Below are 18,052 nucleotides of genomic sequence, written 5' to 3' on the forward strand. Positions count from 1 at the left end.
GAAAAAGCCGGGCGATGCCCGGCCGGAAAAATTAGCTCTCGCTATGAATATTCAGCGCCCGGCGCGTACGCCCTGAACTCAGATACTCGGCAATATAATCCTGCGAAATCTCGCCGTTGTAGCGCCCGTCCTCATCCACGATCGGCATCCAGCTGGTGTTGCTCTCATACAGGCGTGACAGCACCACGCGCAGGTTGTCTTCGGCTTTGCCGGTCATGCGGAACGGATGCAGGATGTCGGCGCAGGTCCCGCTGGCGTTACGCGCTTCGCGACGCTTCACAAAGCCCAGCGGCTTGCCGTGCTCGTCAACCACGGTAATCGCGCGAATATCGTTATCATCCATGGTTGCAAAGGCTTCCGGGAGCGGAGTCGAACCGCGTACCGTAATGGTCGGCTGCTGGTCGGTGACGTCGCCGGCGGAGACCAGCAGCAGGCGCTTCAGCGTGCGATCCTGACCGACAAACGAGCCGACAAACTCGTTCGCCGGTTTCGCCAGCAGTTCATCCGGGCTGGCACACTGGACGATTTTTCCCTGACGGAATACCGCAATGCGGTCGCCGAGCTTAAGGGCTTCGTCGATATCGTGGCTCACCAGCATGACGGTTTTTTTCAGCTTGCGCTGCATCTCGAGGAACTGGTTCTGGATCACCTCACGGTTGATCGGGTCCACCGCGCCGAACGGTTCATCCATCAGCAGTACCGGAGGATCCGCCGCCAGGGCGCGAATAACGCCAATACGCTGCTGCTGGCCGCCGGACATCTCGCGCGGATAGCGGTGGAGGAACTTGTGCGGATCCATTGCCACCATATCCATCAGCTCTTCGGCGCGGGCTTTGCAGCGCGCTTTATCCCAGCCCAGCATGCGCGGCACGACGGTGATGTTCTCTTCAATGGTCATGTTCGGGAACAGGCCAATCTGCTGGATCACATAGCCGATGTTGCGGCGCAGGGTGACGGTGTCCATCCCGTTGGTGTCCTCGCCATTAATCAGGATGTTTCCGCTGCTTGGGGTGATGAGGCGGTTAATCATCTTCAGGGTGGTGGTCTTTCCGCAGCCAGACGGGCCGAGCAGGACGCACATTTCTCCTTCGGGCACGTTCAGGTTGACGTTATCGACGGCCTTAAAGGTCTGGCCGTGCTTCTGTGAAAATTGTTTGGTGAGGTTTTCCAGTTTTATCATTATCGAATCCCCTTTGGAGTCAGAACCACCTGCAGACGGTGCAGCAGCCAGTCGAGCACAATCGCTAAAAGACAGATCATCAGCGCGCCCGCAATCAACATACGAATATCGCTTCCGCCGATGCCGTTAAGCAGCAGAAGGCCAAGTCCGCCCGCGCCAATCACGGCGGCAATCGCCATCACGCCGATGTTCATCACCACGGCGGTGCGGATCCCGCCGAAAATCACTGGCAGCGCCATCGGAATTTCCACCCAGCGCAGACGCTGCCAGAACGTCATGCCGATGCCGCGTCCGGCTTCGCGCAGGCCCGGCGGCAGGCTGTCGAGCGCCGTGTGGGTGTTACGCACGATCGGCAGCAGCGAGTAGAGAAACACCGCCGTGATTGCGGGCAGGGCGCCAATCCCCTGACCGATCAGCGAAAACAGCGGGATCATCAGGCCAAACAGGGCAATGGACGGGATGGTCAACACAATGGTGGCAATCCCCAGCACCGGCGTCGCCAGCCACTTGTGACGGACAATCAGAATGCCCAGCGGGACGCCGATGATAATCGCTAAGCCCACGGCCAGCGCCACCAGCCACAGATGCTGCAGCGTCAGGGTTAACAGATAGTCCCAGTTGTCCAGAATGTAGTGAACGGTATCCATAGCGCCTCCTACAGCAGCTGTTTGCTACGCAGGAAATCGCGGGCGACCTGCTGCGGTGACTGATGGTCAATATCCACCTTCTTGTTCAGCTCGGTGATAACGTCGTTGTTGAGCTGGGCCGAGAGGGTATTAAGCGCCTCTTCCAGACCGGGATTGGCCTCCAGGGTGTCCTTGCGCACCACCGGGGTGACCGCGTAGCTCGGGAAGAAGCCTTTATCATCTTCCAGCACTTTGAGATCAAAGCCCTTCACGCGCCCGTCGGTGGTATAAACCAGCCCGGCGTCGACGAAGCCGTCGCGCACAGCGTTATAGACCAGACCCGGGTCCATCTGGCGGATTTGCGGACGGTCCAGATCCATCTTATAGGCCTCCTGCAGTGGCTTCATGCCGTCGCTGCGCCCGGCAAATTCAAGGTCTAAGCCCAGCAGCCAGTTTTTGTCCGGGTTGGTTTTGCGAACCTGTTCAATTTTCGCCACCATCTCCGACATGGTGTTGATATGCTCCGCCTCGGCGCGCTTGCGCTGCATGGCGAAGGCGTAGGTGTTGTTCATGTCGGCGGGTTTGAGCCACACCAGACCGTGCTTCGCATCCAGGCGCTTCACCGTCTCCCAGGACTCCTGCGGGGACATGCGCTTGTTGATGTGGTTGAAGATGATCAGCGACGTGCCGGTGTACTCCCAGGTCATATCAATCTGCTTGTTGATCATCGCGTTGCGGGAGATCACCGTGGCAATATTGGTTTTTGGCTGAACCTGAAAACCTTTCTTTTGCAGGTACTGTACGGTCATCGCCGAGAGAATGTGCTGCTCGGTAAAGCTCTTGGTCGCCAGGATCAGCGGGGCTGCCATCGCCTGGCCGGTGAACAGCGCCGCGGCACACAGCGCCGCCAGGCTGGATATCAGTCTCATAAAAGCTCCTTGTTATTGTTATCGAGCGAGATGGGGACTCATCACGCGACCCAGCGCCGCCAGCAGGGTGTCGAGGATCAGGGCGAACAGGGCGGTGGCCGCCGCGCCGAGGATCAGGGTTGGGAAATCGTTCAGGTAAATGCCCGGGAAAATCAGCTCGCCGTAGCTGCTGGCGCCAATCAGAAACGCCAGCGGCGCGGTACCGACGTTAATGGCGGTGGCGATGCGGATCCCCGAGAGCATAACCGGCCAGGCGTTGGGCAGCTCAACCTGGCACAGGCGCTGCCATTTGGTCATCCCAATCCCGTTTGCCGCTTCCAGCAGCGACGACGGGACCGAGCACAGCCCGGCGTAGGTATTGCGCACAATCGGCAGCAGCGAGGCGAGGAACAGGGCGATGATGGCGGGCGTATCGCCGATACCAATCACCACCATCGCCAGCGCCAGCACGGCCAGCGGCGGCAGGGTGTTGCCGACATTAAAGATTTGCATCACGTATTCGGCGACGCCCCGCGCGGCCGGACGGCTCAGCAGAATACCGGCCGGAATGCCCACCAGCAGGGCAAAAAACATCGACGAGAAAACCAGAATCATGTGCTGTTGCCCGAGGTAGACCAGGTCAACCTGGCGCGCCTTGATTGTCTCAAGCCCGATTCCCCAGACGAGGAGGGCTAGGACCACGAGAATGGCGCCGACAAACAGCAGCGAGCGTTTGAGTAATGGGTGCATTGCGGTGTGTCTCCCTGTGCGCATGCGTTATAGCAACCACCGGTTGCCTGTTGTTATGCCATGTTTCGGCAGGGGTAATTGACCTATAGCAAGCGTTTGGGAAGGGTTCCAGCGAAGGGGGAAAATCAGTAACCCTATGAAATTAGTGACAACCTTAATTAAAGCCTTATGGCGTAAGGGCTGGTTGCGTGCCGGGCAGAATAGTCCTAAAGCGAATTTTCAATAGTGACAGTGTCACATATCAAAGGGCGCCCTTACGCCGAGAGTCGTTGGTTATTTAGATAGAGGCACGAACCCGGCGAACGCGAACCGAGATGCTAATGATAGAAAAAATGGCAACAATCGCGAGCATCAGCCCAAGCGCCAGCATGGCGTTAAATCCAATCCATCTGAACAGCAGCAGCCCAGCAATCCCTCCGCTCATAAACGAGAAAATAGTGGTTAAGTGAGTTTTCAGCTGACTTTTTTGTGCCGCGGTATCCTTCGAGTAATCCCTGCGAAGCATCGCCACCAGCACGGAGGCCAGTGATATGCCTGCATCCGTTAGCGTGCCGGTAATGTGCGTCGATCTCACCCGCCCTCCGGAGAGCTGCGTGGAGGTTGAATTATGAATGCCCATCAGGCCGCACAGAAAAATAATAATCTCGCGGTTGCTCGTGAGGGCGTGGAAATACATCTCGTAGAGAGAGATGCCGGTCAATAGTACCCCCTCGACGAAAAGGATTTGGCAAAAAACCAGCCTGATATTGTGGATAATGCCCCAGAGTACAATAAGACGGGCAAGGATGGCGCCGGTGACAAAAGAGAGAATAATCGAGCCAAAGAAAATCATATCGCTCAGATCGGTGGAGGAGACTTCGCTGGATAATTGTGAGGTATTGCCGGTCATGTGAGAGGGGAAAAAGCCAAATGCCCCAAGGGCGATGGCGTTAAGCAAACCTGCCGAGGTCGCCAGCCAGAGGGCAAGCCGACGATCCTCCTTATGCGTTCGTTCTTTCTTGAGTCTAATCAGCAAGAATACCTCCGGGTTGAGCTTTGCCTGAATAGTCAGGCTAGCAAAGCGGTGCAACGGGCTGTCCAGGATATGGCTTAATTATTATTCCCTCTGACGCCAATCAGGGTTTAGTAATTAAATAAAATATCCTTGCTCAAGGTGGGGGCGTAAATAATTTATATCATGCCGTTATTGCCGTGACGCAAAAACGCCGGGCGCTGGTTGAGGCGCTCATACCAGGTCTCAATCGCCGGCACGTGGGGCTTGTCAAACGGCGTCATCTTCCAGCGATTCACTGACAGCCCAAGCACCACGTCCGCAAGGGTAAACGTCTCGCCCGCCGCAAAGGCCCCGGTGCGCTGCAGCTGGTTTTCCAGAATGGTGATGCAGTGATTCCACTCTTTTATTCCCGCCGCAATGCGCGCAGGGTCGTTAAAGTCCGGGTTTTTTCGTCCCAGCGCCGGGAAGACATAGCGCCAGGCGTTATTGAATTCAGTTGCCTGCCAGTCCATCCAGCGCTCAACGTTGGCGCAGGCCTGCGGCTCTGCAGGCAGCAGATCGTGACGTCCGGCCTTGCGCACCAGATAGCGGCAGATGGCGTTGGACTCCCACAGCACGAAATCGTCATCCATCAGCACCGGCACCATGGCGTTGGGGTTCAGCGCGCGGAAATCATCCGTTTCTGTTGAGGCAAAACCGCTGCCGTAGTCTTCCTGCAGGTAAGGGATGCCCGCTTCTTCACAGGTCCAGAGCACTTTACGAACGTTGATGGAGCTGGTTTTACCGAGGATGTTAATCATGACGCCGCTTCTCTTCAGGGGGATTAATCATTTAAAAACAATACACCCTTTGCGCGAAGAGGGAGGGATAATATTGAGTGAGGAGTGCTCTGTACGGGCAGGTCAGCGCGTTTTAAGCGGAAACGTTACGTCTTCAGGGGGCGTAATGGCGGTTATTCCGCGCCGTTTTCTCCAGAGGCGCCTGCTTGCTTAATGCCTGGAAAAAATTTAGGCTAGCCTCAGAGATATGCTTGCTCATTAAAGGCTTAGAAATGGAAAAAATAACCCCTGAATATACGTCCGTTGACTTATCTCGTTGGGCAAGGAAGGAACATTTTGAGATTTTTCAGGGGTTCGCTCAGTCGACGTTTAACCAGACGGTTTTAATCGATATTACTGCGCTGTTAAAACATATCAAAGCGGTCGGCTGGAAATTTTACCCGACTATTATTTTTCTCATTTCGAAAATCGTCAACAGTCATCCGGAGTTCCGTATGGCCATGAAGGACAATGAGCTTATTATATGGAACGAAATTCATCCAAACTATACCATTTTCCATAATGAAACAGAGACCTTTTCATCATTATGGAGCCATTATGATGGCAATATTCAGCACTTCCAGAAGACCTACGCTGAAGACATTGCGCGCTACGGTAATAATTTTTCTTATTGGCCTAAAGAAGAATCCCGGGAAAATATTTTTTTCATATCGGGTATTCCCTGGGTGAGCTTTACCAGCTTTAACGTCAACGTTGCGCACATGAAGAACTTTTTTGCCCCTATGTTTACGCTTGGAAAATACTATGAACAAGATGGCAAAGTATTATTGCCCCTTGCCGTTCAGGTTCATCATTCCGTGTGCGATGGTTTCCATGTGGCAAGACTGTACAATGAATTACAAGAGATGATTGATGCCTTGCCGCAATCCGGCGCGTGACGTTAATAAAAAGCCGCAAGCAGCATGCTGCTTGCGGCGTCAGGCTCGGTGACGATGTGGCAATCAGGCAGCTTTTACCGCTCTGATTTTTTTACTGTCAGCCGCAGGGGCATCGAGAGCAGGGAGCTTGCTGGTGCGCAGAATATGCTGCACGGTCTCTTTCTGCTCGGCGAGATACAGACCTAGATTTTCAGCCTGCGTTTCATCCATCTGCATTCCGCTTTGCAACAGCCAGTCGGTGAACGCGTCTGCCATATCGAGCAGCTTGTCGTGAGCGTCAGCCTCTTTCTTACTGGCAAATGTCATTTTCTCTTCACCTTTTCTTACGACAACATATTTTATTTCAACAGCCATCACGCACCTCTCATACTGTATTTATATACAGTATAACAGCTTCGGGATGATGTTGCAGTAAAAAGTGAGCTACTGGTGCATCGGCTGCGTTTCACGGCCGCCGATACTGCGTCGCCATGCGCCAGGTGCCTGACCGAATTGGCGCTTAAAGCTGCGGTTGAACGACTGCTGAGAGTCAAACCCGAGCGCGATTGCCACGTTCAGGATGGGCTCATCGCTGTGGGCTAAGCGCTCAACCGATTTTTGCAGCTTTTGCGCGCGAATATAGCCGGCAAGGGGATAGCCCGTATGCTCTTTAAACAGGCGCTGGAGGTGCCATTTCGAGTAGCCGGAGCGCCTGGAGACGGTCTCAATGTCCAGGCGACTGTCGAGGTTGTTATCAATCCAGTCGAGTAAATCATGCATAAATGCGCCAGTGTTCATCAGGTTTCCCCCACGCAGCGATAGAAAGGTATCTTTGTCTGTTGCATTTTAAGGTGGCCTGGTTTCGCGATAATTGCAAGTTTTATTGTTGCATTTAAATCCTTGCCCGAAACGGGCCTTTTAACGCCGCCTCAAATAGCACATAAAGTGCAACAATTATTCTTGCACTTAGTTAGGCGCATTCCTACAATCGCCGCGATAGTGTATTCGAAACTGTTACAGTTTTGTGGCGATGAACGACACAAATGGCCTTAAGCCAGCCCGGACAAAGGAAGTGGCGCGGCACCTCCCGCTGCGTCTTGCCCGGCGGCTACAATTACCGGAATAAAAATAATGAGCCTGCAAAAAACCTGGGGAAACTATCATCTGAATGCGCTGGGAGCGATGATGCTCTCCGTGCTGCTCGTCGGATGTGATGACAGCGTCGCGCAAAACGCCGCGCCGCCCGCGCCCGCCGTTAATGCTGCAGACGTGGTTGTGAAATCCATTAGCCAGTGGGATAGCTTTAACGGACGGATTGAAGCCGTGGAAAGCGTGCAGCTTCGTCCCCGTGTCTCTGGCTACATCGACAAAGTGAATTTCACCGACGGCCAGGAGGTGAAAAAGGGTGAGGTGCTGTTCACGATTGATGACCGAACCTATCGCGCCGCGCTGGAGCAGGCGCAGGCGACGCTGGAGAGAGCCAAAACGCAGGCCAGCCTGGCGCGAAGCGAGGCTAACCGTACCGATAAACTCATCAATACCAACCTGGTATCCCGTGAAGAGTGGGAGCAGCGCCGTTCGGCCGCCATTCAGGCGCAGGCCGATATTCGCGCAGCCCAGGCTGCGGTAGACGCCGCGCAGCTGAATCTCGACTTCACCAAAGTGACGGCTCCTATTGATGGCCGCGCCAGCCGGGCGTTAATCACCAGCGGCAATCTGGTCTCCGCGGGCGACAGCGCCAGCGTGCTCACCACCCTGGTCTCGCAGAAGACGGTTTACGTCTACTTTGACGTAGATGAGTCAACCTATCTTCACTATCAAAATCTCGCCCGCAACGGGCAGGGGGCGTCCAGCCACCATACGGCGCTACCGGTTGAGATTGGCCTTGCCGGCGAGGAGGGCTACCCCCATCAGGGCAAAGTGGATTTCCTTGATAATCAGCTCACGCCGAGTACCGGTACGATCCGCATGCGCGCGCTGCTGGATAACGCGCAGCGTCAGTTCACGCCGGGACTCTTTGCCCGCGTGCGCCTGCCGGGCAGCGCGGAATTCCAGGCCATGCTTATTGACGACAAAGCGGTACTGACCGATCAGGATCGCAAGTATGTCTATATCGTGGATAAAGAGGGTAAAGCGCAGCGTCGCGATATTACGCCGGGGCGTCTGGCCGACGGTTTACGCATCGTGCAGCAGGGGCTGAAACCTGGCGATAAGGTCATCGTTGACGGTCTACAGAAAGTGTTCATGCCGGGTATGCCGGTGAACGCGAAAACCGTCGCCATGACCGCCAGCACCGCCCTCAACTGATCACTTGACCTGAGAATCCTTCCCATGGACTTTTCCCGCTTTTTCATCGACAGGCCGATTTTCGCTGCCGTACTGTCGATTCTGATTTTTATCACAGGATTAATCGCCATCCCGCTTCTGCCGGTGAGTGAATATCCTGACGTCGTACCGCCAAGCGTACAGGTGCGCGCGGAGTATCCGGGCGCCAACCCGAAAGTGATTGCAGAGACCGTGGCGACGCCGCTGGAAGAGGCGATCAACGGCGTCGAGAACATGATGTACATGAAATCCGTTGCCGGCTCGGACGGCGTGCTGGTTACTACCGTCACGTTCCGTCCGGGTACCGATCCGGATCAGGCGCAGGTGCAGGTGCAAAACCGCGTAGCGCAGGCCGAGGCGCGTCTGCCGGAAGACGTGCGGCGCCTGGGCATCACGACGCAGAAGCAGTCGCCAACGCTGACGCTGGTGGTGCATCTGTTCTCGCCCAACGGCAAGTACGATTCACTGTATATGCGCAACTACGCCACGCTGAAGGTGAAGGACGAGCTGGCGCGTCTGCCCGGCGTCGGCCAGATTCAGATTTTCGGCTCCGGTGAATACGCGATGCGCATCTGGCTGGATCCGAACAAGGTCGCGGCCCGCGGGCTGACCGCCTCGGACGTGGTCACGGCAATGCAGGAGCAGAACGTGCAGGTCTCTGCCGGGCAGCTTGGCGCCGAGCCGCTGCCGAAAGAGAGCGATTTCCTGATCTCCATTAACGCCCAGGGTCGTCTGCATACCGAAGAAGAGTTTGGCAACATTGTCCTGAAAACGTCGGAGGACGGTTCGGTCGTCCGCCTGCGTGATGTGGCGCGTATCGAAATGGGTTCCGGCAGCTATGCGCTGCGTTCCCAGCTTAACAATAAAGACGCGGTCGGGATTGGTATCTTCCAGTCACCGGGGGCGAACGCCATCGATTTGTCTAACGCGGTGCGCGCCAAAATGGACGAGTTGTCCACCCGTTTCCCGGAAGATATGAAGTGGGCGGCACCTTACGATCCGACGGTTTTCGTGCGCGACTCCATCCGTGCGGTGGTGCAAACCCTGCTGGAAGCGGTGGTGCTGGTTGTACTGGTGGTGATCCTGTTCCTGCAAACCTGGCGCGCGTCGATCATTCCGCTGATCGCGGTGCCGGTGTCGGTGGTGGGGACGTTCAGCATTCTCTATCTGCTGGGCTTTTCGCTTAACACCCTGAGTTTATTCGGGCTGGTGCTGGCGATTGGTATCGTGGTGGACGATGCCATCGTGGTGGTGGAAAACGTCGAGCGAAACATTGAAGAGGGGCTTGCGCCGCTTGCGGCGGCGCATCAGGCGATGCGTGAAGTCTCCGGGCCCATTATCGCGATTGCGCTGGTGCTGTGCGCGGTGTTCGTGCCGATGGCGTTCCTCTCCGGCGTAACCGGTCAGTTCTACAAGCAGTTTGCGGTGACGATAGCGATTTCCACGGTGATCTCCGCCATCAACTCGCTAACGCTCTCTCCGGCGCTGGCCGCGCTGTTGTTAAAACCGCACGGCGCGCCGAAAGACTTCCCGACCCGGCTTATCGATCGCCTGTTCGGCTGGATTTTCCGTCCGTTTAACCGCTTTTTCCATCGTAGCTCTAACGGCTATCAGGGGCTGGTGGGCAAAACGCTTGGCCGACGCGGCGCGGTGTTTGTGGTGTATCTGCTACTGCTGTGTGCCGCGGGCGTCATGTTTAAAGCGGTACCCGGCGGGTTTATTCCGACACAGGATAAGCTCTACCTGATTGGCGGCGTGAAGATGCCGGAAGGCTCGTCGCTGGCGCGCACCGACGCGGTGATCCGCAAAATGAGCGAAATCGGCATGAATACCGAAGGCGTGGACTACGCGGTAGCTTTCCCGGGGCTGAACGCGCTGCAGTTTACCAACACGCCGAATACCGGGACGGTGTTTTTTGGCCTGAAGCCGTTCGACCAGCGTAAACATTCCGCGGCGGAAATTAACGCGGAAATTAACGCGAAAATCGCGCAAATCCAGCAGGGCTTTGGTTTTTCCATTCTGCCGCCGCCGATTCTGGGGCTGGGTCAGGGGTCTGGCTACTCGCTGTATATTCAGGATCGCGCGGGTCTGGGCTATGGCGCGCTGCAAAACGCGGTGAACACCATGTCTGGTGCGATTATGCAGACGCCGGGAATGCACTTCCCGATCTCAACCTATCAGGCTAACGTTCCGCAGCTGGACGTGCAGGTTGACCGCGATAAGGCGAAAGCGCAGGGCGTGTCGCTGACCGATCTGTTCGGTACGCTGCAAACCTATCTGGGCTCGTCGTACGTGAACGACTTCAACCAGTTCGGGCGCACCTGGCGCGTGATGGCGCAGGCAGACGGGCAGTTCCGCGACAGCGTGGAAGATATTGCGAATTTACGCACCCGGAATAGCCAGGGCGAAATGGTGCCGATTGGCAGTATGGTGAAAATCACGACCACCTACGGACCGGATCCGGTTATCCGCTACAATGGCTACCCGGCGGCGGATCTGATTGGCGATGCCGACCCGCGCGTACTCTCGTCCGCGCAGGCGATGACGCAGCTGGACGCGATGTCTAAGCAGATCCTGCCGAACGGAATGAACATTGAATGGACGGATCTGAGCTTCCAGCAGGCCACGCAGGGCAATACGGCGCTGATCGTCTTCCCGGTCGCGGTACTGCTGGCGTTCCTGGTGCTGGCGGCGCTGTATGAGAGCTGGACGCTGCCGCTGGCGGTGATCCTCATCGTTCCGATGACCATGCTTTCCGCGCTGTTTGGCGTCTGGCTGACCGGGGGCGATAACAACGTCTTCGTGCAGGTGGGGCTGGTGGTGCTGATGGGGCTGGCCTGTAAAAATGCGATTCTTATCGTGGAGTTTGCCCGCGAGCTGGAAATTCAGGGTAAAGGCATCATGGAAGCAGCGCTGGAAGCGTGCCGCCTGCGTTTACGTCCGATTGTGATGACCTCCATTGCCTTTATCGCCGGGACCATTCCGCTGATCCTCGGCCACGGCGCGGGCGCAGAAGTGCGCGGCGTCACCGGGATTACGGTCTTCTCCGGGATGCTGGGCGTGACGCTGTTTGGTCTGTTCCTGACGCCGGTCTTTTACGTGACGCTGCGTAAGTTCGTGACGCGCGGCAAAGAGGAAAGAGAGGTTCTGCCTGCGTAGGGATATCGCAGATAACAAAAAACCGCACTCACTATGAGGGCGGTTTTTTTTTGCGTAAATTACTAGGCTTTTTTGTACTGGGCAATCAGTTCAGGTAAAGGATCGCACCCGCTGGTATCGGCTTTTTTGACCTCGTCCAGCGCGCTTGCCACGGTGTGGCGCGCTAATACCGCGAGCGAGGCCTGCTCTGCTTCTTCGGAAATAGATTTGAAGTACCAGCAGGCGTTCGCGCTGACCACGCAGCGGGCCGGCACATCCGGGCGCGACGCCCAGAGTTTTTTATCTTCGGTGACTGAAAGGTAGATATCGCGCAGGGTAATCTCTTCCGGCGGACGTCCAAGATGAATTGAGCCGTTGCGGCCAAGCGTTGAGACGATAATGCCGTCACGCGTGAGTGGAACCATCAATTTGCGGATAAAGCTCGGGTTGGCTTCCAGGCCGTAGGCCAGAATCGCACTCGTCGAACGTTCACCTAGTTGCTCCGCCATCGCTACGCTGAGAACCATCTGCAAAGCTGTCGGGAAGCGGTAATCTAACATTTCTCTTTCCTGGGTTGCGGTGAATCTTGTTCTTTTTGGCACCGCAGAGGTGAATAAGCAATAAACAACAATATAACAAATACGGTAATTTTTTTGAAGCAATCTGCGGCATTTGCGATCAAACACCCTGTTCCGGTTTAGCTATACGTGCGGTTCGGGAAGTCAACCGTCACCAGCAGGCCACCTTCTGCGGAAGTACTCAGGTTTACGCTGCTGCCGTGCTGCTGTGCAACGGCTTTGACAATGGCAAGCCCCAGTCCGCTCCCGCTTTGCAGCTGATTGGGGTCGCGGAAAAACCGGTCGAATACGCGCTCGCGCAATTCAACCGGGATACCCGGCCCTCGATCGGAGACGCGTAGCTGGGCTGATTTATCTGCTGAGCGTACCTCTACCTGAATCCGCCCGCCCTCAGGACTGTACTTCACGGCGTTTTCAATGAGATTGTCTATAAGCGACATCAGACGCTCCCTGACGCCAGCGATCCAAATCTCATCCTCAGCGAAGAATTCCAGCTCAATCTTGCGCCCGGACGCTAGCGGCTCCAGCGCAGCCATCCGCTCTTGTATGAGCGAGGTTAGCGGCACGGGCTCCATCGCGGTGTCAATGCGCGCTTCACTGTGCATCATCAGCAGCAGCTGGTTGACGAGACGGGCCGCCCGGCTATTGCTGCGCACAATCCCTGCGAGCAGTTGCCGCTGGCTCTCGCTGCTCACCCAGGACTGCAGCGCCTCCACGTTGATGCGCATCGCGGCCAGCGGCGTACGCAGTTCGTGCGCGGCGTCCGCAATGAAAACCCGTTCGCGTTCCGCGCTTTCCCGCACTCTGGCAAGAAAGTCATTAATCGCGTCCACCATCTGGCGGAGTTCCTTATGCCCAGGAACAGCCTTTAAAGGGGAGAGATCGTCAGGCGAACGTAATGAGATCTCATTAACCACCTTGCTCCAGGGGCGCATCGCAATGCGGATTGACAGCCACGCAGGAAACAGAAGAAAAGGAATGCACACCAGCAACGGCATAATGTAGTAGCCCCGCGAGTTCAGGTAGATAAAGAAGTTCCAGCTTCCGGCAGGGGTGAAAAGGGTAACCTCCACGTCGGAGTGGGGGGATTTAAGCGTGCGGCTCGTCCAGGCGTGGCCTTCACTCTGAACGCGCTGCAATTCGCCCAGTCTGGTGTTTTTTACCCCCGTAGGTGCACCATCAGAAGAAAAAATAACCTCGTTGTTTTCGCGAACGAGCAGGTTAATCGACAGCTCCGGATCTTCACCGCCGCCATAGCCTTCCCGCAACGCTTTGCTGAATGCTTCCAGGACGTCATTACGATCCTGCGGGCGCTCGTCACTGAGATCAACCAGAGTAAAAATGGTTTCGTAAGTTTTACTTCCCGTGAGTATCGGAGGGCTACGCAGGTCTTCCAATAATATAAAGGTTAAAAAAAGACACCACAGCAGGGTAAGCAGCAGCATCTGGGCGATGATAATTCGCCGTACCAGCGTTGGGCGCCTCAGTTGGTGCCAGACATTTCGCATTAATCTGTCACCTTCTGGATAGCGACGGTATCAATGACATACCCGACGCCCCGCACCGTTCGTACATAGCCGTCACCAATTTTTCGCCGCAAATTCCCCATATGCACGTCGAGGGCATTGCTGAGATTTTCCTTCGCGCCAAATATCCTCTCTTCCAGGAACCGCCGCGTGATCACCCGGTCAGCGCGCAGCATCAACGTTTCAAGCAGCGCATATTCACTGGCCGTCAAATCAACGTGACGCGCGTTCACCGTTACGCGACGCGTCGGGATATGAAGCGATAAGCTCCTGATTTCTATCGCTTCATTTTCAAAACCGTAGCTGCGTCGCGCAAGGGCTCTGACTCGCGCCAGCAGTTCAGCGAGAACGAAGGGTTTGACAAGATAGTCGTCTGCGCCAGCATCCAGCCCGCACAGGCGATCCTGCAGGGTGCCTCGCGCCGTCAGGATAATGACGGGGATCCCCTTAAGCTGCTGGCGCAAACGCGTCATCAGGCTCATGCCGTCGCCGTCGGGCAGCCCCAGGTCGAGAAGAATAAGTTCCGGCACGCCGACCTCAAGCTGATGCAGCGCATCCTCTTTACGGCGAACCCATATGACATCAAATCCTTGATCTGAAAGGGCGATACGTACGCCATTGCCGAGATCCAGGTCGTCTTCGATTAGTAAGATTTTCACATTGGTAACTGTATCAACAGTGAATGAAGAACAACTTAAGAAAAAAACGGTAGCAGGAAATCCGTTCGGTTGACAGCGCCCGCACGCGCTTCAGCCTTTCTTCATTTTCGGCTCATAAGAACCTCAGGGTGAGTATTCAGAATGAGTGCTCTGGCGTGTAAACCGCTTGCATTGCAATCATTTGAATCCAAAGGACTTCTTCAATGAGTAACATCGAACTGCGTCATACTATCCCCTATTTACTTCCGAGCCGCAGACTGAAAAACATCGTGCCGGGCGTTATTCTGGCGTTACTGGCTACCCCGGTACTGGCGGCAGAGCAGAAACAGGGCAATGTCTTAACCCTGGGGGGAGGCGTGGACGTCGCGCCACGCTACTCGGGTTCGGATAAAAGCCGGGTCTCGGCAGTTCAGGTAGTAGATTATTCCATGGCAAATGGTTTCTTTATCAGCACCACGCGGGGTATCGGTTACGGAAACAACATTGGCAACCTGGATTACAACGCCGCAGTGAGCTACCGAACAGGCCGTAAAGATAAAGACGTGAGCAGTGATTCGATCAGCTCCGGCAGCGACTACCTGCGGGGGATGGGCGATATCAAAGGTTCCGCTATCGTGGTGCCGGGGCTGGGGTATAAGGTGACCGACTGGCTCAATCTGCAGCTGCAGGCTGAGATCCCGGTTTCTGAGAGAGACAACGGTGAGGCGGTGCATTTCGGCATTTCCAGCCCGCTCTACACATCGTCGAAAAATGCGGTGACGCTGGGGCTGACGGGCAGCTGGGGTTCCGGCAAGTACATGCAAACGTACTATGGGGTTAATGCTGCCCAGTCCGCCGCATCGGGGTTTGCCCGACATGACGCCGGAGCGGGAATTTACGCCTGGTCGATAAACCTTGACTGGACCTACAGGCTCACTTCGCGCTGGAGCGTTCTCACCTCCGCGGGCGTAACGCAGTTGACGGGGGATGCGGGTGATAGCCCGATCGTGCAACGTAAAACGTCGCCAACGGGAAGCCTGAAGGTGACATACAGTTTCTGATTGCGGGTTGCTTATAAATATGAGCGCGCAATAGCGACGAATTTGAACCGCCCCGGAAAGATGATGGGGCGGTAGTTTTTAAATGATGTTTAACAGCAGTTAGAATAATGAGTTGACTGACGTTTTATTAAGAACTGAGAGGCATCGACCTGACTCCGGAGCATTTGGAAACCAGAACCTCACTGAGAAGTGTGCCAATATTACGTGGCTATCATCCCTGTCCGGAGAATAAAGTGCTCGGAAAATTATTGTTAAAGTACATGCCAGGGTTACAAAATTTGTTAGCCTACGATAAAAGCTGGCTAAAACATGATGTTAAAGCTGGATTATCCGTTGCGGCTGTAGCGCTACCCGTTGCTATTGCTTATGCTGAATTGGCGGGTGTTGGGGCAATCGTGGGGCTCTATTCCTGCGTTTTACCGATGATAGCTTATGCACTGTTTGGTTCTTCACGTCAGCTTATTGTTGGCCCTGATGCAACGACCTGCGCCGTGATTGCAGCCGTCGTGTTTCCTCTTTCTGCAGGCAATCCTGAACTGCACTGGCAACTGACGATCGTCATGACATTGATGATGGGCGGGTGGTGCCTGCTTGCCAGTAAATTCCATCTGGGTGCACTTGCCGATCTCCTTTCTCATCCCATTCTTACAGGGTTGCTTAATGGCGTAGCCGTAACGATTATTGTCGGGCAATTAGGCAAGGTTTTGGGGATCAAGCTCGATGAAGCGCAGGTTATTGAGAAAATACTGGCCTTGCCAGGCCGACTTTTAGACAGCCATGTATTAACAATAGGGATATCACTTTTAACGTTAATTATTTTAATGGTTATCAAAACGTATCGCAGCCACTGGCCAGCACCTCTGATTGCCATTGTGATAACAACGATACTGGTATGGGGAACATCTGCGCAACAGTATGGTATTGCCACGATTGGGGGGGATGGCTTCCAGCCTGGTTTACCCGTCGTTAACTGGGGGGCGTTCCAGCCCGGTCCGATGCGAGAATTAGTGATCCCGGCGCTGAACCTGGCTTTAGTAAGTTTTGTCAGTCTGATGCTGACCGCTCGCAGTTTCGCCGCGAAAAATGGCTATGAAATTAATGCTGATGCAGAGTTCCGGGCACTGGGTATTGCGAACATTATGTCTGGGCTATCTCAGGGATTTGCCATCAGTGGGGCCGATTCCCGGACCGCGGTTAATGATTCCGTTGGGGGGAAAAGTCAGCTGGTTTCCATAGTCGCAGCCTTACTGATAGGTTTAGTGGTGGTATTTTTCACGCAGCCATTACAATTTATTCCGGTATCTGCATTAGGTATTGTTCTAATGTATGCATCGTGGTCATTAATTGATTTACGTGGGTTATGGAACCTGAGGCGAAGAAATAAACAGGCATTTCGCCTGGCCTTCTTTACGTTTGGCTGTGTTTTAATCATCGGTGTAATTCAGGGGATCGGCCTTGCGGTGTTGCTTGGCCTGTTACAGTTCCTGCGTACGGTATTTCGTCCCTCTGAGCACTTACTGGGGACTGACGAAAATGGAATGATCCACTCATTAGGGAATACAACCGATATTAAAATGGTCCCGGGCGTGCTGATGTATCGATTTAACTCACCGTTGACCTATTTTAATGTGGCTTATTTTAAACGTCGGGTATTGAACCTGGTTGATGGTGCAGCAGTACAACCTAAATGGGTGGTTATTGATGCCGTGGCTTGCTTCACCTATTCAGATATCAGTGTCCTGGCAACCATTAATGAGTTAAAGCGTGACCTGAAAGCCCGACAGATTATGTTAATCCTTGCGGGCAGGAAAACGGAATTAACACGTTGGTTTAAAGAAAGTCGGCCAACGATGAATGATGATGACATGATTCTGGCGCCAGACCTCTATTTGGCACTCCGGTTCATTCAAAGCAAAGAGAGTGTGAGTGAATCAGGTGGTGATGCACAACCAAACCCTGGTTAAAGGCTTGCTCGCCACCCGCGAGCAAGCCATATCCCTTAGCGGTACAGCGTCTTTTCCGCAACCGGAACAACCAACGCCGATCGCCAGTCCGCCAGTGTCAGCTGCGCAAGCCTGCCGAGCGCGATATAGAACGGATGCCCGGCGTTGTCGACAAACACCGACAGAAAGCGGGTGCTCCACGGCAGCAGATGCCACGCCAGAAGCCGATCGCACTCAGATTCGCGGCCATTCTCGGCCAGCCATGCCGCCAGCAGCAGCAGGGTGCCGAAATGATCTTCCGGTTCATTTTGCTGCATCTGAAACGCGATATTGTTTTCCCGCATCCACTGGCGCAGCGCGAGGGTCGAATCGCCAAACAGCACGGATTCACGGTCCAGCCAGACGGAACTCCACGGCGGAGCGGGCAGGGCATAAGGACCAATAAACAGCCGTTGCCAGGCATCCATCAGCGGCTCATCGGAAGATGAAGCAAAGGTTTCGGCAACGGGCAGCAGCGTTTCCGGCGGCAGGGGCCAGTCCTCTATCCATTCGCCAGCGGTAAGTGCCTGCACCAGCGGGGCTGTCTGCTCGCTGTCAGGCGCGAAGTAAAACAGCGCGCCCAGTACGCGAGCGCTGAACGCGAACGAGTTACGGTGTGAGACGTCTTTCATTAAACCTTCCTTGCTCGC

The 18,052-nt window shown here is 55.1% G+C and carries 17 protein-coding genes; 5 read left to right on the forward strand and 12 right to left on the reverse strand.

Going from position 1 to position 18,052, the window contains the following annotated elements:
- Window positions 1-31: 31 nt before the first annotated feature.
- From osmV to DG357_RS10430, 6 genes are all read right to left on the reverse strand, one after another.
- On the reverse strand, window positions 32-1,180 hold the full coding sequence (osmV, locus tag DG357_RS10405; RefSeq protein ID WP_045631630.1) for an osmoprotectant ABC transporter ATP-binding protein OsmV: 1,149 nt from the start codon (window positions 1,178-1,180) through the stop codon (window positions 32-34).
- Window positions 1,180-1,827, reverse strand: coding sequence for an osmoprotectant ABC transporter permease OsmW (osmW, locus tag DG357_RS10410; RefSeq protein WP_028012983.1), 648 nt, complete (start codon window positions 1,825-1,827; stop codon window positions 1,180-1,182). The genes osmV and osmW overlap by 1 nt, the downstream gene beginning before the upstream one ends.
- A gap of 8 nt (window positions 1,828-1,835) precedes the next feature.
- Window positions 1,836-2,735 carry an osmoprotectant ABC transporter substrate-binding protein OsmX gene (osmX, locus tag DG357_RS10415; protein ID WP_041910236.1) on the reverse strand — a complete coding sequence of 300 codons (900 nt, stop codon included), beginning with the start codon at window positions 2,733-2,735 and terminating at the stop codon, window positions 1,836-1,838.
- A gap of 18 nt (window positions 2,736-2,753) precedes the next feature.
- Window positions 2,754-3,464, reverse strand: coding sequence for an osmoprotectant ABC transporter permease OsmY (gene osmY, locus DG357_RS10420; RefSeq protein ID WP_028012985.1), 711 nt, complete (start codon window positions 3,462-3,464; stop codon window positions 2,754-2,756).
- 277 nt (window positions 3,465-3,741) lie between these two features.
- Window positions 3,742-4,479 carry a YoaK family protein gene (locus tag DG357_RS10425; protein WP_028012986.1) on the reverse strand — a complete coding sequence of 246 codons (738 nt, stop codon included), beginning with the start codon at window positions 4,477-4,479 and terminating at the stop codon, window positions 3,742-3,744.
- A gap of 155 nt (window positions 4,480-4,634) precedes the next feature.
- Complete coding sequence (locus DG357_RS10430) at window positions 4,635-5,258, reverse strand: glutathione S-transferase family protein (protein ID WP_088205364.1); 624 nt, start codon at window positions 5,256-5,258, stop codon at window positions 4,635-4,637.
- A 251-nt stretch (window positions 5,259-5,509) separates the two neighbouring features.
- Between DG357_RS10430 and catA the strand changes: the two genes are divergently transcribed.
- Window positions 5,510-6,175, forward strand: a complete 666-nt coding sequence (catA, locus tag DG357_RS10435; RefSeq protein ID WP_049137934.1) for a type A chloramphenicol O-acetyltransferase — start codon at window positions 5,510-5,512, stop codon at window positions 6,173-6,175.
- A 63-nt stretch (window positions 6,176-6,238) separates the two neighbouring features.
- Here catA and DG357_RS10440 read toward each other — a convergent pair whose 3' ends face one another.
- The gene (locus tag DG357_RS10440) at window positions 6,239-6,529 is read right to left on the reverse strand and encodes a YebG family protein (protein WP_028012989.1); all 291 of its coding nucleotides are present in this window, start codon (window positions 6,527-6,529) and stop codon (window positions 6,239-6,241) included.
- 69 nt (window positions 6,530-6,598) lie between these two features.
- The gene (locus tag DG357_RS10445; protein WP_028012990.1) at window positions 6,599-6,952 is read right to left on the reverse strand and encodes a helix-turn-helix domain-containing protein; all 354 of its coding nucleotides are present in this window, start codon (window positions 6,950-6,952) and stop codon (window positions 6,599-6,601) included.
- Between the two features lie 333 nt (window positions 6,953-7,285).
- On the opposite strand from DG357_RS10445, the gene DG357_RS10450 reads away from it, so the two are divergent.
- Window positions 7,286-8,461 (forward strand): efflux RND transporter periplasmic adaptor subunit, encoded by a 1,176-nt coding sequence (locus DG357_RS10450; RefSeq protein ID WP_028012991.1) that lies wholly within the window; start codon window positions 7,286-7,288, stop codon window positions 8,459-8,461.
- 24 nt (window positions 8,462-8,485) lie between these two features.
- Window positions 8,486-11,638, forward strand: a complete 3,153-nt coding sequence (oqxB, locus tag DG357_RS10455) for a multidrug efflux RND transporter permease subunit OqxB (protein WP_045261448.1) — start codon at window positions 8,486-8,488, stop codon at window positions 11,636-11,638.
- 62 nt (window positions 11,639-11,700) lie between these two features.
- Here the strand turns inward: oqxB and DG357_RS10460 are convergent, their stop codons facing one another.
- The 3 genes from DG357_RS10460 to DG357_RS10470 all read right to left on the reverse strand — a co-directional run bounded on the left by DG357_RS10460 (window position 11,701) and on the right by DG357_RS10470 (window position 14,380).
- A complete protein-coding gene (locus tag DG357_RS10460; RefSeq protein WP_045261447.1) occupies window positions 11,701-12,177 on the reverse strand; it encodes an RrF2 family transcriptional regulator in 477 nt (158 codons plus the stop codon).
- Between the two features lie 137 nt (window positions 12,178-12,314).
- Window positions 12,315-13,703: a sensor histidine kinase gene (locus DG357_RS10465; RefSeq protein WP_088205365.1), complete on the reverse strand. Its 1,389-nt coding sequence runs from the start codon at window positions 13,701-13,703 to the stop codon at window positions 12,315-12,317.
- Window positions 13,703-14,380: a response regulator gene (locus tag DG357_RS10470; protein WP_088205366.1), complete on the reverse strand. Its 678-nt coding sequence runs from the start codon at window positions 14,378-14,380 to the stop codon at window positions 13,703-13,705. Before DG357_RS10470 ends, DG357_RS10465 begins: the two co-directional genes overlap by 1 nt.
- Window positions 14,381-14,583: 203 nt before the next feature.
- On the opposite strand from DG357_RS10470, the gene DG357_RS10475 reads away from it, so the two are divergent.
- Both DG357_RS10475 and DG357_RS10480 read left to right on the forward strand, forming a co-directional pair.
- Window positions 14,584-15,420 carry a MipA/OmpV family protein gene (locus DG357_RS10475; protein WP_088205367.1) on the forward strand — a complete coding sequence of 279 codons (837 nt, stop codon included), beginning with the start codon at window positions 14,584-14,586 and terminating at the stop codon, window positions 15,418-15,420.
- 233 nt (window positions 15,421-15,653) lie between these two features.
- Window positions 15,654-17,384, forward strand: coding sequence for a SulP family inorganic anion transporter (locus DG357_RS10480; protein ID WP_088205368.1), 1,731 nt, complete (start codon window positions 15,654-15,656; stop codon window positions 17,382-17,384).
- A 35-nt stretch (window positions 17,385-17,419) separates the two neighbouring features.
- On the opposite strand, the gene dmsD is transcribed toward DG357_RS10480, so the two are convergent.
- Complete coding sequence (gene dmsD, locus DG357_RS10485) at window positions 17,420-18,034, reverse strand: Tat proofreading chaperone DmsD (protein ID WP_088205369.1); 615 nt, start codon at window positions 18,032-18,034, stop codon at window positions 17,420-17,422.
- Window positions 18,035-18,052 lie beyond the last annotated feature (18 nt).

The organism is Enterobacter bugandensis, from assembly GCF_900324475.1.
In the GTDB taxonomy this organism is placed as follows: Bacteria; Pseudomonadota; Gammaproteobacteria; order Enterobacterales; family Enterobacteriaceae; genus Enterobacter; species Enterobacter bugandensis.